Genomic DNA, 12,693 nt, shown 5'->3' on the forward strand with positions numbered 1-12,693 from the left:
ACCAGTATCCGTTATAGTATTGCCAACCGGTAAACATTGATCCATATCTATTGAATAAATACCATTTACCGTTGATGTATTGCCAACCAGTTAACATTGCACCATTACCATCAAGGTAGTACCAGTATCCGTTATAGTATTGCCAACCGGTAAACATTGATCCATATCTATTGAATAAATACCATTTACCGTTGATGTATTGCCAACCAGTTAACATTGCACCATTACCATCAAGGTAGTACCAGTACCCGTTATAGTATTGCCAACCGATTTGCATTTGACCGTTTGATTGCATGTAATACCAATTATTATTGTTCCATTGCCAGCCAGTCTTCCAATAATTCCCAGAATCAGACCATAGATACCATCCTGATGGATAATTCCACCAGCTGTCAGCTTGAACTTTAGTAAAATTAGCGTTAAAAAATGTAAAAGTAAAAGCTATAGTAGTTATAATAAGCAATTGCTTAATAGTCTTTTTTCGGTTTTGCATGAGAACTCCTTTAAGTATTTGGACAGAGTATCATTTGTTGTAAAAGTGTTTAATGCAGTTTTCGGTATATGGTTCCATGTAAGATGGTATTGCTAGTTGCTTAACGAACGTGTTTAAATTAGCATCACCTGCAGGAACGTCCTTAAAGTACAAATTGACTAGAATATTAATGCCGGTTTGGCTAGCGGCGTATTCAATAGAATTGTGAGAAGCAGTGGTGGAATAATACAGAACGCCTTCATCTTCGTTTAAAACGTGACCAATTTCGTGAGCTATCTGCAAAGGTAGCTCTTTTTTTGTATGCCAATTAGTATTGATAATAATAGTGTGCTTGCTGGGATCGGCCGCACAGGGAGTTTTTGGTGAAAGACTAGCTGTGTGTACAGCAATATGTTTGTTGAACAGGGCATAGTTAAGCAACTGTGTAATTAAATTATCCATACTACTTACCACCATTTAGTATTCGCTTGATATACTCCAAGTCTTCCGGTGGTATCGGTCTTCCTTCGTAGGTCATGATTACATCGTCATCTGCAATATCGACAGACTTTTTAGTGTCAGGCTTAGTTTGCAGAGCGGTTGATTTGCCGAGCAAGTAATCTACAGAAACGTTTAATGCATCTGCCACTTTCGTTAATGAAGTGATACTGGGAGTCTGCTTATTCCACTTATAGATGCTGTTGACACCGATTCCAGCTTCCTCCGCCGTTTTTTGTAGTGACCAGCCTCGCTTTTTTGAGATTTCTTTTATACGTTCTAACGTTGTCATATCAATACTCCAAGTGTGTATTGATGACATCAAATTATCTAATTAGATTAAAACCATTGCAAATATTATCCAATTAGATTATTATATGTTCATCAAGTAATTGAGCAAAAGAAAACACAGCGGCTTGCAACAAAACTTTGAAGGGGCGATGTTGTAAACACATTTCTTATGCTATTTGTTATGCACTTATATTATCACTTTGGATAATTATGGTCAACAACTTGATAAATTAATAACAGAAAGGAGCGACATCGATGACCGAACAGGATTTGGCTGCTGGAGCTGCACAAATTACTGAATCTATCAAGATTGGCTTGTTGAAGAAGCACATGACACAAGTAGAACTAGCTAACTTAATTGGTGAAAAACCTGTGCAACTCAACCGAGCTATTCATGTTGACATGAGTCCTAAATCAATTGAGATTCGTGCCAAGATTTACAAAGTTCTGGATTTATAGAAAGGAGTGATTGCACATGAACGAATTACAAAATTTTGTCTTTGAAGGATTTGATGTCAGAACCTCATTTATAGAGGGACAGCCTGTATTTGTTGGTAAAGATGTTGCCACTGTACTTGGTTATTCAAACCCTTCCAAAGCCGTTCGAGATCATGTTGGTTCAGAGGACAAGATGGGGGTCCAAAACGGAACCCCGTCTGTAACAGATAGTTTGGGACGTCAGCAGACACCAACTTGGGTTAACGAGTCCGGCGTTTATTCATTGGTGTTTGGCAGCAAGCTTCCATCAGCCAGACGGTTCAAACACTGGGTAACTAGTGTGGTCCTCCCATCCATTCGTGAGCAGGGGATGTATATGGAGCCAGCCAAGGTTGAACAGTTGCTGAGCAATCCAGACACGATGATTGAGATTTTGACTCGGTACAAGGAATCGCAAGCAGAGGTTCAGCAGTTGAATGAAGAAAAGCGGTTGATGCAGCCGAAAGTTGATTACTTCGATGACTTGGTTGAACGAAACCTGTTAACTAACTTCCGCGACACGGCCAAGGAATTACACATTGGTCAGAAAGCATTCATTAATTGGCTGTTAGAGCACAAATACGTGTACCGAAATAATGGACGCAACAAACAGTTAAAACACTACGCAAAGTATGATCATGACTTGTTTGAATATCGTGAGTCAGTAAGTGAATGGACGGACAAGACATTTATCCAAACACTTATCACACCTAAAGGCAGAGCAACATTCAAGTTATTGCTGGAGCAAGGTGCCTAACTTGAACTTAGTCAGTAACAAATATTAAGGCAGTGAACACTATGACAGATTCAGTAGATTCAATTATTGATGCAAAAGTGAAGATTGGTGTTGCTAAAGAAATAGCGGTCTTTAAGCAACGTATTCCATATCTTCGTGCTTGCATCAGCACCAAACAAGCAATGGAAGTAACTAACTATTCGGACAGCGCCACGTTCTTAAAAAAGTTCACGACGGATCCAGAAGTAATTCAACTGAAATTATTTAAGAAAGAACCTAACGGGTATCACTGGCTCAATCCTGAATGGTCGCAGTGGTATCACGATGTCTACATGAAGCGAGGTATCTAGCATGACAGTCACATACGAGTTAACAGGATTCATCTTGTGGTCAGTAGCAATTTATTTGGCTGGCTACGGCACACGTTATGTACAAAACAATCGTCGCACGATGTTTGACCACTGGAAGCACATCCATCCGATCCAAACATTGAAGCACGACTTACGAGAGTTACAAGGCAAAAAAAAGCCAGCACTAAGGCTGACAGGGAGGAAAGAACAATGAGTAAAGACGTAATTATCACTGAAGTAGACAGTGAAACGGCAATGGAGCATAAACCTAAAATTTCCTTAGTTCTAGATAATGGGGATGAATTAGTCAGAGAAATAGAAAAAGCCCAGCAAACGATTACTGAGCTTGATCGAACCTTAGACCATATCAAAAATTTTACTCCACGTTTTCACTATTCAAGATAGCTACTGGCTCGAAACTGGTGTTGCTCCCGAAAAGGTAGAAATCTTTGAAATTAAGATCGTCTTCCAAAAACGTAACATTCTGAACTGGCGTGTTGGGCATGCTGATTTTAGGGAGGATCTCGCCGACAAAGGCTTCTAAGCTTGGAAAGAGTTCAGGCAAATGATGTTTCCAGTAGGTTTTTCTGTCACCAAATTCATCAGATGGTAGGTATTTGTCAATGAAGGCTTTCCTAAAAGAATACTTTTCGGCATCTATTCCAAAGGGGGCATCGGTATCGTGGCTCTTATCAAAGAAGTCTGCGGTTACGTGTTTGTTACCGGCCTTGAATACAAGATTCTTTTGAACGAATTCGTCTTTGTATATCATTCCAAGACCGTAAACAAACAATTTAGTCTCGTTTAGATTCATGTTTTCTCACCTCGATTAATTGGGATGACTCAAGTATCTCATAGAAGGAAGGTGACACCACGAACGAAAAGTTAGCTCTAGCAGGTTTGCAGAGCATGCAGCCACACAAAAAGGCCGATCAGCACGGCAATGCCAATCGGTCACTTAGAAATAAATTATTCGAGAACATTATCTATCAGAAAGGCAGGGAACGCAAATGGACGACGTTGGAACGGTTAGCCCACAAGTGTTAAGGAAAGTAGTCAAACAAGCTGAGAACGGCACTTTGGACGATGTACTAACCATCATTGATGAGCAACGTGAGCCACTGCTTAATCTCAAATATTCCAGCGAGATGATGACGGGCAGTTCACTCACAGCGTTGAACGTTCTCAATGCCTTAAGAATCAAAATTGAAAAATATCGCACAGACAAAATTAACGGAGGCAAAAACAATGTTGGCACAAGTAAAAAACAGAACAGCTCTACAAGAGTCGTTCGGTTCCCTGATGATGATTAGTGACTCACGTGAGCCATTAATTACTAAGTCACAAAAAGATGGCGAGTGGTTAAGCACAGGTGAACAAGCTCAACTAGAACTGCTCACAAATCTTTATGGTCAAGTAACTGACCACATCAAGCTTTTGTTAGGGGATGAATCAAATGACTAACCCCCGAGATTTACAAAACCATATGGCTGGTGATCCAGTCGATAACCGTGCTGAGTTTGGCACCGACTACAAGGGTGACATGACCTACACCTATCAAAAAGTATGGATGTACCACGGAGAGCTTTTTACTGATGAAGACAAGGACAAGTGGCTGTATCTGATGGTCGTTGAGCACAACAAGGTAGCGGACACTGTGGCTGAACTTATTGAGAACGTATCGGCTGCTGATGTGTTCGAATGGCTAACCAGCGACAGTTTTATTGGAACTGATACGTTGCTTGAAAACATTGGAGCAACTGTGGCAAACGAAGGGGATGCGGCTTAATGGCAGAAAACGAAATTGTAGCAAAGGTTTCAAACCGTATTGAAAAAATGAAGACCGAGCAAGGGCTGACACTACCAGCTAACTACTCAGTCGGGAACGCATTGAATTCGGCTTACTTAATCCTAGCAGATACATCTAATGGCCCATCCATGATAGACAAGTGTACGCCTGAATCGGTTTATAAGGCTCTACTAAACATGACAATTCAAGGCTTATCACCTGCCAAAAATCAATGCTATTTCATCCCATATGGTCAGACATGTTCACTGACACGTTCGTACATGGGATCTATGGCAGTTGTTAAACGACTTAAGGGTGTTAAAAGCATTGAGGCCTATGTGGTCCGGCAAGGTAATGACTTTGATGTTGCATCTGAAGGGGAGCAAGTCGTTGTAACTAAATGGCAAATGCATGTTGATGATCTGGATAAGCCAATCACGTATGCCGTCTGTGTCATCGAAAAGGACGACGGTACAAAGTCATTCACCATCATGACAAAGAAACAGATTGATGTCTCATGGTCACACGCTAAAACAACGAAGGTTCAGAGAGAGTATCCGGATGAGATGGCTAAGCGGACGGTAATCAATCGTGCAGCCAAGTTGTTTATCAACACGAGTGACGACAGTGACCTGTTTGTTCAGGCAGTCAATGACACGACTTCTGATGAATACGGCAATGACAATCGTAGGGACGCTACACCGGCGGCAGAATCCAAAGGCACACAAGACTTATTGGACGGTTTCCAATCAAGCAACCAGTCACAAGAACCATCGGCCGCTAGTCAATCATCAGAACCAGTAAGCACAGCAAAGTCGGCTGAAAAGTCAGCCAACCCTAGCGCTAAGTCAGCAGTGACTAGCAAGGCTGCTAAGCCATCATCAACCGCTAAGGACATTATCGACGGTTACGAAAATAGTCAATCATCAAAGGGGGCTGAGACAGTTGACGAAGACGGACACAACGTTGTCATCGACCACGAAGACGAAGAACCAGTCACACATCAAGGCGACATCTTTAACCAGCATGATAACCCTCAATCATAAGAACTATTACGACCACGACACTGACTTTCAGTACATGTCACCATCAGTGTTCAAGCAAATGATGGCGTGTGAGGCTGCTGAACTAGCTTTGTTGAAAGGCGACTACGAACAGTCAAACAAGGACGCATTGTTAGTTGGTAACTTCGTTCATTCGTTTTTTGAGAGTGACGAGGCACACCGAAAGTTCATCGACGAGCATCCAAAAATTATCAGTACACGGGGTGCCAGCAAAGGCCATCTAAAAGCTAACTTCAAGATTGGCGAGCAGATGATTGACCGTTTATGTGACGAGCAGTTGTTCACCAACATGGATAACACCTGTGAGCACGAGGTTATCGTAACCGGCAAACTATTCGGTTACGACTGGAAGGGCAAGATTGACGCACTAAACGTTGAACAAGGATTCTTCATGGACTACAAGACTGTGGATGATATTCGCAAACGTTCATGGTCTGACAAGTATCGTGGCATGGTTGATTTTGTTAGAGCACGTGACTACTTGCCACAAATGTGGGTTTACAGCCAACTGCTTGAACAAAAGTATGGCAAGCCGTTCAAGTGCTTCATCTGGGCCGTTAGTAAGCAAACACCGAGTGACGTTCAACTGATTAGTCCAAGTTCTTACTGGCTAGAACCAGAAGAGCTCTGGATCAAGGAACACATTGACCATATTGAACAAGTCATGACCGGTGAAGTTTCACCAAAAGCTTGCGAACACTGTGAGTATTGTCGTGAGCACAAAACGATTACGTCAGCGATTGATGTTGGCGAGATTCTAGCTGAATAGGAGGTCAGAGCATTGGCTAACGAAGGCTGGATAAAACTATATCGCAAAGTTCAAAACTCTTTTGTTTGGTCGGATGCCAATCTCTACAAATTGTGGACGCTCTGTTTAATGAAAGCATCACATGCCGGAAATCGAATGATTTTTAACGGTCAGGAGATCACCGTGCACAGCGGAGAATTCGTCACAGGCCGCAACGCACTAACGATTGAGATGAACCGAGGTGCCAAACCTGCACAGCTAGTGCACAGCGATTTTGTATGGAGAAGCTTAAAAAAATTAGAAAACGCAGAAATGTTGCACATCAAATCGAACAACAGATACAGCGTCATATCAGTAGTTCACTGGGACGAGTATCAGCAAAGTGCACAGCCAGCCGACAACCAACCGACATCTAACCGACAGCCAACCGACACAATCAATAATGCAGAGAATGCCAATAATGCACAAGAAGGAACAACTACTACGGATAGGCAGAAAGTTTTCAACTTTTTCGAGCAAGGCGGTTTCGGTCAATTAGGTGGTTTTCAGATTCAAAACATTGATGAGGAAATTAAGGATTTTACGACGGCTGGTTCGCCTGAACCAGAGCACATGGTTGTTCTTGGTTTACAAGAAGCGTTGAACAACAACGTCCGTAAATGGTCATATGCACGCGCAGTTATGCATAGCTGGCAGGATAACAAGGTTCTATCTGCCAAGGATGTTGAAGCTTACAAAGCTTCACATCGCCCACAGGATGGTGCATTTAGCCAACCACAAGGCGATGAATCAGACGACTTACCATTCTAGGAGGTGGTAGCATGTCAGACTTTAAAGATTTACAGACTGCAGCAGGTGGCTTTGATTACAACAAGGCGGTTGCGGTATTAAAAGCCAAAGGAATTACAGCGCCTACTGATGATTTGGCAATGACAATGTTGCCAAAAGATAGCGACGACTATAAAAAGTGGTGGGCTGAGCATCAACAACGTGCTGATATGGCTGTGACAAATGACTGGTTTAAACGTAGCAAAGCCGACTTTTTACATCGTGGGTCTATCTATTCTGAAAAAGGTGTACTGGATCATAACTTTGACCAGCACAAAACAGGCTTGACTGTCGAGGAAAACAAAGTTCGAAATGCAGCAGTAGCAATGGCGTATCGGATTGCGATCAAGCATGAAAAGTTTAATGCGACACTTACTGGCTTGCCTGGTCGTGGCAAAACGTTCATGGCTGTTTCGATTCTTAACTACATTCATGACAACGCAAAACCAGCATTAAGCTGCATGTTTGTTTCAATCGCCAAAATGAGTCAGTGGGAGTTACAGGCTTCAACATCTGATGACCAAACAAAAAAAGACCAAGTCACAAAGTTGGAGCAACGCTGTGAAATGGTGGATGTGCTTGTTCTTGATGACTTTGGGTCAGAGTCAGTGTTTAACACAAGTGATAAGAGAAAAACGGCCAGTGAATTCACACAAAAATGGATGTTTCGAATGATTGATGCACGTGCCGGTAAAACCACAATTGTGACGACCAATCTAAGCGGTGAACGTCTAAAGATGGCTTACGATGGCAAACTGATCAGTCGATTAATCTCAAAGGATCCTAACAATACCATTGATTTTACAGGTATTAAGGATCATCGAAACAGACCAACGCAAACCGGATTGGAAGTGTAGCAATGACCACGACGCAGTTTGACAAGGAGATAAGCCGTTTCTTTCGAATCGTACAAGAAAGCGGAGTTAATCCTGAAAGGGAAACGATTGCACTAGAGCTGTTCATGAACCTGATTACTTACGAGTTCGGCTACCTACAAGATGCTGTTTTCACTCACGAAGTACAGGCAACCAGCGACAGCACGTTTGATAGTTTCACGATGCGGATTCAACGAAAGGACGAATGAACCTGAACAATAGAGAGTAGTAGATAGGCACGGTAGTTTAAAGATGGTTAGAGGATGGCCGCAAAGATGAATAGATTTGTTAAAAATGTGGGAGTAGTTCATGAAAGAAATCTCAAAGCAAAAACAGTTTTTAAACCTAAAGGCTGAGCTGTCAACGGCTTCATTCTGGGATGACTTTGCCATCATGGCATCAACTTCAATCAGTAATGCATGCGTCTTCGATAAGAGTCAGGAGGCATCTTATTTAGAAGTTGTACGGAAATACTCAGCCATTGAGTTAGAAAAGTTTATTCAATGCTTGGCAATTACAGGAAAAGCGTTAGCAGAAAACCCCCATGACTTTTTGGGGGAGGTAATTCAAAAGGATCAGTCGAATAAAAATGACATGGATCAATTCTTTACTCCGTCTTACGTTTCGTCACTCATGGCAGGGTTAATCGATGAAGATTCAGATACGTTAACAGTATGTGATCCAACTTGTGGTACCGGGTCGTTAGTAATTGGCGAAATAGCTTATTTAAAAGAAAAAGGTGTCGATTACGAAAAGAGATTACAAATTTCGTGCAGCGACTTAGACAAGACTGTTCTACGCCTTTGTTATGTGCAGCTCTCTTTGCTTAACGTTAAGGCACGTTGTGAGGTCAAAGATTTTTTCAAAGGCAAAGCTATCCAGACGTTGTATACACCTGCGTGCTACAACCCGGAAAATAAAATTAACGAACAAATGGAACTTTTAGGATAAGGGGTGGCAAAGATGAATAACGAAAATAAGTGGCGGGCTCAATTTTATGGTGAAGGTGAAACTTGGAATCAAGATTTCCTGACTTATGAAGAAGCCATTGAAATTCAGAAAAATAAGCCAGTCGGATATGAAGTGCTGATTGTGCCGATGATTGAAGATGGAAAGGGTGGCTACTTTTGACTGAAACGAAAGCGCAACGTGAGTTGACACCGATTCTTGATGTAACAGGTACAAGTCAACGAAGTTTGTTGCGTGAACATTTTGACCCATCGGACTCTATATATGCAATGGGGGCTGGTCTATCTCTAGACTACAATGGCGTGCCCACTTTAGACATTTGGGCAAATGCGCCAGATATGGGGTATCAAAGCGGATGCGATATTCGTTATTGCCCAATGTGCGGCAGAAAGCTGGTGCCAAATGATTAATAGATATTTCATCAGAGTGGGGATGACCATGCGACACAAACTGCATGAATCGTTGAAACAGACAATTTGTCCAACAGCAAGGCAGTTTGCGATGGCCGATTTGATAGGTGGATTGATGGATGGTGACGAGAAATGAAACCTAAATATTTATCGATGTTTACATGGACAGATGATGACACCGACGGTAATCACGATCTGAATATTGGCAAAACAAACAATATTGGTGAACTGGATTTGTCAGACGATGAAGCCAAGAACCTTGTTAGAAATCTCGTGGATGCATTATTTCTGGGCAAACACGTAACTCTGAGAATCAGAAAGGAATATGACTCATGAAAACGAGTGAATTTGGTAAAAAGATGATCGAAGAGGGCTTCACGTTCGATTTAAATAGAACGGCTGTAACTTTTAGTAAAGACGGTTTAGTCATCGATATTGGATTATTCGACGAAAAGCCTAGTGTGGCGTTTGATTTAACAAGTCTTGGATATAAGACCCTAACAGCCAAGCAATGGTCATTGATCAACAGTTACCTGCAAACCAAGCCTGAGAATCGCAAGGACGAACGCAAATGGGTTATCCCGTGGGGCAATCGTGTTGATGGATCTGAAACAATTTCAGCTTGGCGTAGAGCAACGGGACCATACATTTCAACAATGTCAGATCACCGTTGGCGTAGTGACAAATCGTATTGGTTCACAGATTCAGAAATCGAAATGTTGAAAGACGTTCAGTCGCCTGCTATCGCGCAGGCAATCGACATGGCTAAGGAGCTGGTGAGTGATGAATAAAAATCTAAATCATACGAGTATTAGCAGCATGGTAGATGATCACGGACAAGCAATTAGCTTTGAAATGCATTATCGGATTGTCACACCAGTAAACTGGGCGGCAAAGTTCGAACTCTGGTGTCAACAGAAGCGAATCAGTTTTGTGGGTAGTTTAGTAAGGCACTGGTCAAAATGGCACGAAGAACCGTTGGGTCCAATAAAAGACATTAAGGATTTGTAGCTTATGGACATTAGTTATTACGTCACCATCGCACTAGCAATCGGAGTGTTATGTGGAATGTTAATTGGTGACATTTACAGAGAAAGGACAAAGAAAATGAGTGGAAGAGCTGACCCACTTCATGCCATGACGCATGAGTTAAAGATTGACCACGATTATCTACGCAAGATTCAAATGGGCATCAAAACATGGGAGTGTCGCAAAGATGATCGTGATTATCAAAAGGGCGACTATCTGTTGTTGCAGGACTATGACCGCAACAAGGGTTACTACGTCAATAACGGCAGTCGTGACAAGAATCAAGTAATGGTCAAAGTGTTAGATGTTTTCGGACGAACGGACAGTGAGAAAGAATTCTGTAAGTCAGGCTACGTCACGATGAGCATTAAGGTGGTGGAATGATGGAAGCCACAATCATTGTGAAAGGTACGCCAGTGCCACAGGGTCGACCAAAGTTTGCACGACGAGGTAACTTCGTCACTGCTTATGATCCGAAGACCAGTAAGCAGTACAAAAAAATGGTGGCCACGGCTGCTAAGATGCAGTTTGCAGGCACACCAATGGATGGCGCTATCAAAGTTAATTTGAGCGTGTATCGACCAGTTCAAACATCAGTATCAAAGGTTGAACGTCAACGACGCTTGAATGGTGACCATCGACCAGTTGTAAAAGGTGACATTGATAATTACTACAAGGCAGTCACAGATGCCTGCACAGGAATTGTTTGGGTCGATGATGCACAAATTGTTGAGATGACGTGCAACAAGTATTACAGCGACAATCCGAGAGTTGAAATGACGGTCAGCACATTGGACGGTGAACTGGTATGAGACCGATAGATCATGAGCGTTATCGAACAGCTTTGTTCAATTTCTTGGCCGATGGTTTGCAGGATCATAACGGTGATATGTTCAGAACGATTACATGGGCCAATAACAAGCTTTGGAAAATAAACTCTGGGCATGTACGCGATGAAGATTATTACCTGGCTACAGCATTCAGAATATTAACGGCTGACGAAAAGAACCAAATCATTCACGAATTAACGATGGGAGGTGTGGTCAATGGCACTCAACATTAAGATTGACGATACTTACAGTATTACAAACGACGCTTACAACATCATTTTGAATAAAAAGAGTCGTGGCAAAAAGGGTTCATCTACTCAAACTTACTATCCGAATGTTCGAATGGCTTTGATGGAGTACAGGAGACGTTCAGCGACCGGTGGAAGCATTCTAGTGGATACTTTGGATAAATACTTGGAAGAACTACAAAATAGCGAGAATCGTATTTCAAAGATATTAGATGGATTTAAAACTAAAGAGGATATTTTCTAGGAGGAAATAATCATGGCTAAAGAATTAAAGGACAACAGTTTCTCATTCAAAGGTGAATTAGCAAACGTGCAATTCAAGACACGAAAAGATGGCAAGATTGCTGTGCTACGTGTGGAAGCACCAACACAGGATTTATCTGGTGAAGTAGCCTCACTCGTTCAAGCACAAGGCTCATAAGTTGGTATTACGATGATGCCTGCTCAGACTGAACTAGATACTGATGATGGCGAAGCTGACGGTCAGACTGAACTTGATGGAATGGATGAAGAGGTTTAGCTTTTTCAAAACGCTAAACCAAACAAAAAAAGCTGCATCCCCAATCACGGGAACACAGCCATCGCTATATGAACTCAACAACTCATTATAGCAAAGGATGGCGGGGAATGTGAATGAGGATGCGGTGATTCAAGCGGCTAAGCACGAACTAAGTAAGTGCGGCAAGCTGATGCGTGCAGCAGGTAAACGAATGTCAGAACTAAAGTCACCAGTATTCGATGCACAGCCTAAGCCGCCATCGTACAGCAATCATGTAGAAGAGCGAATGGCTAAGAGGTTAGATGCAGAGAATGAGTTACGAGACATTCTGTTGGCCATCCAACTGTGCGACAACAAGAGTAAGCAAGTGTTATTCGATTTGTATGTTGATCCAGCCGAGTATTCTGATGTGGAAGTGATGGCTCATCTTGGCTATCAATCTTCACGGTATGCCTTTTACAAACGACGAGCGTTGCTCAGGTTCGCAGAAGGTTACAAACAAGGTGAGATTTACGAGCAACTGAAAACATTGGCATAAAATCGGAAGGTTATTGGCATACTGTCGTAATCACAGACCGTT

28 protein-coding genes and 1 pseudogene are annotated in these 12,693 nt (G+C 42.2%); 25 read left to right on the forward strand and 4 right to left on the reverse strand.

The features are described from left to right. From LDK34_RS08030 to LDK34_RS08040, 3 genes and pseudogenes are all read right to left on the reverse strand, one after another. Positions 1-493: pseudogene (locus LDK34_RS08030) on the reverse strand (hypothetical protein); the annotation flags it as partial. 30 nt (positions 494-523) lie between these two features. Beyond that, entirely contained in the window at positions 524-934 is a 411-nt protein-coding gene (locus tag LDK34_RS08035; RefSeq protein WP_178942816.1) for an ImmA/IrrE family metallo-endopeptidase, read from the reverse strand. Between the two features lies 1 nt (position 935). Then, positions 936-1,262, reverse strand: coding sequence for a helix-turn-helix domain-containing protein (locus LDK34_RS08040; protein WP_178942815.1), 327 nt, complete (start codon positions 1,260-1,262; stop codon positions 936-938). A 254-nt stretch (positions 1,263-1,516) separates the two neighbouring features. Here LDK34_RS08040 and LDK34_RS08045 point away from each other — a divergent pair, with 254 nt between their 5' ends. Genes LDK34_RS08045 through LDK34_RS08065 form a run of 5 tightly spaced genes read left to right on the forward strand, consistent with a single transcriptional unit; the run spans position 1,517 to position 3,229 of the window. Then, positions 1,517-1,720, forward strand: coding sequence for an XRE family transcriptional regulator (locus tag LDK34_RS08045; protein ID WP_178942814.1), 204 nt, complete (start codon positions 1,517-1,519; stop codon positions 1,718-1,720). A gap of 16 nt (positions 1,721-1,736) precedes the next feature. Then, positions 1,737-2,495 carry a BRO family protein gene (locus LDK34_RS08050; protein ID WP_236941655.1) on the forward strand — a complete coding sequence of 253 codons (759 nt, stop codon included), beginning with the start codon at positions 1,737-1,739 and terminating at the stop codon, positions 2,493-2,495. A gap of 41 nt (positions 2,496-2,536) precedes the next feature. After that, a complete protein-coding gene (locus LDK34_RS08055) occupies positions 2,537-2,824 on the forward strand; it encodes a hypothetical protein (RefSeq protein ID WP_236941656.1) in 288 nt (95 codons plus the stop codon). 1 nt (position 2,825) lies between these two features. After that, on the forward strand, positions 2,826-3,038 hold the full coding sequence (locus tag LDK34_RS08060; RefSeq protein WP_236941657.1) for a hypothetical protein: 213 nt from the start codon (positions 2,826-2,828) through the stop codon (positions 3,036-3,038). Continuing rightward, complete coding sequence (locus tag LDK34_RS08065; protein WP_236941658.1) at positions 3,035-3,229, forward strand: hypothetical protein; 195 nt, start codon at positions 3,035-3,037, stop codon at positions 3,227-3,229. Before LDK34_RS08060 ends, LDK34_RS08065 begins: the two co-directional genes overlap by 4 nt. Here LDK34_RS08065 and LDK34_RS08070 read toward each other — a convergent pair. Continuing rightward, positions 3,201-3,638 carry a hypothetical protein gene (locus tag LDK34_RS08070; RefSeq protein WP_236941659.1) on the reverse strand — a complete coding sequence of 146 codons (438 nt, stop codon included), beginning with the start codon at positions 3,636-3,638 and terminating at the stop codon, positions 3,201-3,203. The genes LDK34_RS08065 and LDK34_RS08070 overlap by 29 nt on opposite strands. 196 nt (positions 3,639-3,834) lie before the next feature. Here LDK34_RS08070 and LDK34_RS08075 point away from each other — a divergent pair, with 196 nt between their 5' ends. The 20 genes from LDK34_RS08075 (at position 3,835) to LDK34_RS08170 (ending at position 12,651) form a co-directional block, all read left to right on the forward strand. Further along, the gene (locus LDK34_RS08075) at positions 3,835-4,137 is read left to right on the forward strand and encodes a hypothetical protein (protein ID WP_236941660.1); all 303 of its coding nucleotides are present in this window, start codon (positions 3,835-3,837) and stop codon (positions 4,135-4,137) included. After that, positions 4,127-4,288, forward strand: a complete 162-nt coding sequence (locus LDK34_RS08080; RefSeq protein WP_236941661.1) for a hypothetical protein — start codon at positions 4,127-4,129, stop codon at positions 4,286-4,288. Before LDK34_RS08075 ends, LDK34_RS08080 begins: the two co-directional genes overlap by 11 nt. Next, the gene (locus LDK34_RS08085; protein ID WP_236941662.1) at positions 4,281-4,613 is read left to right on the forward strand and encodes a hypothetical protein; all 333 of its coding nucleotides are present in this window, start codon (positions 4,281-4,283) and stop codon (positions 4,611-4,613) included. Before LDK34_RS08080 ends, LDK34_RS08085 begins: the two co-directional genes overlap by 8 nt. Then, on the forward strand, positions 4,613-5,659 hold the full coding sequence (locus LDK34_RS08090) for a recombinase RecT (protein WP_236941663.1): 1,047 nt from the start codon (positions 4,613-4,615) through the stop codon (positions 5,657-5,659). The genes LDK34_RS08085 and LDK34_RS08090 overlap by 1 nt, the downstream gene beginning before the upstream one ends. Then, the gene (locus tag LDK34_RS08095) at positions 5,559-6,446 is read left to right on the forward strand and encodes a PD-(D/E)XK nuclease-like domain-containing protein (RefSeq protein ID WP_236941664.1); all 888 of its coding nucleotides are present in this window, start codon (positions 5,559-5,561) and stop codon (positions 6,444-6,446) included. Before LDK34_RS08090 ends, LDK34_RS08095 begins: the two co-directional genes overlap by 101 nt. 108 nt (positions 6,447-6,554) lie before the next feature. Next, positions 6,555-7,235: a DnaD domain protein gene (locus LDK34_RS08100; RefSeq protein WP_236941665.1), complete on the forward strand. Its 681-nt coding sequence runs from the start codon at positions 6,555-6,557 to the stop codon at positions 7,233-7,235. Between the two features lie 11 nt (positions 7,236-7,246). After that, a complete protein-coding gene (locus tag LDK34_RS08105) occupies positions 7,247-8,110 on the forward strand; it encodes an ATP-binding protein (RefSeq protein ID WP_236941666.1) in 864 nt (287 codons plus the stop codon). Between the two features lie 2 nt (positions 8,111-8,112). Continuing rightward, positions 8,113-8,337: a hypothetical protein gene (locus tag LDK34_RS08110; RefSeq protein ID WP_236941667.1), complete on the forward strand. Its 225-nt coding sequence runs from the start codon at positions 8,113-8,115 to the stop codon at positions 8,335-8,337. A gap of 100 nt (positions 8,338-8,437) precedes the next feature. Then, positions 8,438-9,079, forward strand: a complete 642-nt coding sequence (locus tag LDK34_RS08115) for an N-6 DNA methylase (RefSeq protein WP_236941668.1) — start codon at positions 8,438-8,440, stop codon at positions 9,077-9,079. A 12-nt stretch (positions 9,080-9,091) separates the two neighbouring features. After that, positions 9,092-9,259, forward strand: a complete 168-nt coding sequence (locus LDK34_RS08120; protein WP_236941669.1) for a hypothetical protein — start codon at positions 9,092-9,094, stop codon at positions 9,257-9,259. Further along, positions 9,256-9,507, forward strand: coding sequence for a hypothetical protein (locus LDK34_RS08125; protein WP_236941670.1), 252 nt, complete (start codon positions 9,256-9,258; stop codon positions 9,505-9,507). Before LDK34_RS08120 ends, LDK34_RS08125 begins: the two co-directional genes overlap by 4 nt. 132 nt (positions 9,508-9,639) lie before the next feature. After that, positions 9,640-9,843, forward strand: coding sequence for a hypothetical protein (locus LDK34_RS08130; RefSeq protein ID WP_236941671.1), 204 nt, complete (start codon positions 9,640-9,642; stop codon positions 9,841-9,843). Then, on the forward strand, positions 9,840-10,298 hold the full coding sequence (locus tag LDK34_RS08135) for a hypothetical protein (RefSeq protein ID WP_236941672.1): 459 nt from the start codon (positions 9,840-9,842) through the stop codon (positions 10,296-10,298). Before LDK34_RS08130 ends, LDK34_RS08135 begins: the two co-directional genes overlap by 4 nt. Next, positions 10,291-10,518, forward strand: a complete 228-nt coding sequence (locus LDK34_RS08140) for a hypothetical protein (RefSeq protein ID WP_236941673.1) — start codon at positions 10,291-10,293, stop codon at positions 10,516-10,518. The genes LDK34_RS08135 and LDK34_RS08140 overlap by 8 nt, the downstream gene beginning before the upstream one ends. A gap of 3 nt (positions 10,519-10,521) precedes the next feature. After that, a complete protein-coding gene (locus tag LDK34_RS08145) occupies positions 10,522-10,920 on the forward strand; it encodes a DUF3850 domain-containing protein (RefSeq protein WP_236941674.1) in 399 nt (132 codons plus the stop codon). Then, positions 10,920-11,348: a RusA family crossover junction endodeoxyribonuclease gene (locus LDK34_RS08150; RefSeq protein WP_236941675.1), complete on the forward strand. Its 429-nt coding sequence runs from the start codon at positions 10,920-10,922 to the stop codon at positions 11,346-11,348. The genes LDK34_RS08145 and LDK34_RS08150 overlap by 1 nt, the downstream gene beginning before the upstream one ends. Further along, positions 11,345-11,599 (forward strand): hypothetical protein, encoded by a 255-nt coding sequence (locus LDK34_RS08155; RefSeq protein WP_236941676.1) that lies wholly within the window; start codon positions 11,345-11,347, stop codon positions 11,597-11,599. The genes LDK34_RS08150 and LDK34_RS08155 overlap by 4 nt, the downstream gene beginning before the upstream one ends. Next, positions 11,583-11,858 (forward strand): hypothetical protein, encoded by a 276-nt coding sequence (locus LDK34_RS08160; protein WP_236941677.1) that lies wholly within the window; start codon positions 11,583-11,585, stop codon positions 11,856-11,858. The genes LDK34_RS08155 and LDK34_RS08160 overlap by 17 nt, the downstream gene beginning before the upstream one ends. Positions 11,859-11,870: 12 nt before the next feature. Beyond that, positions 11,871-12,035: a hypothetical protein gene (locus LDK34_RS08165; RefSeq protein ID WP_236941678.1), complete on the forward strand. Its 165-nt coding sequence runs from the start codon at positions 11,871-11,873 to the stop codon at positions 12,033-12,035. Between the two features lie 208 nt (positions 12,036-12,243). Continuing rightward, positions 12,244-12,651 (forward strand): ArpU family phage packaging/lysis transcriptional regulator, encoded by a 408-nt coding sequence (locus LDK34_RS08170; protein ID WP_236941679.1) that lies wholly within the window; start codon positions 12,244-12,246, stop codon positions 12,649-12,651. Positions 12,652-12,693 lie beyond the last annotated feature (42 nt).

The sequence above is a fragment of the Furfurilactobacillus milii genome, from assembly GCF_021654115.1.
Lineage (GTDB): Bacteria > Bacillota > Bacilli > Lactobacillales > Lactobacillaceae > Furfurilactobacillus > Furfurilactobacillus milii.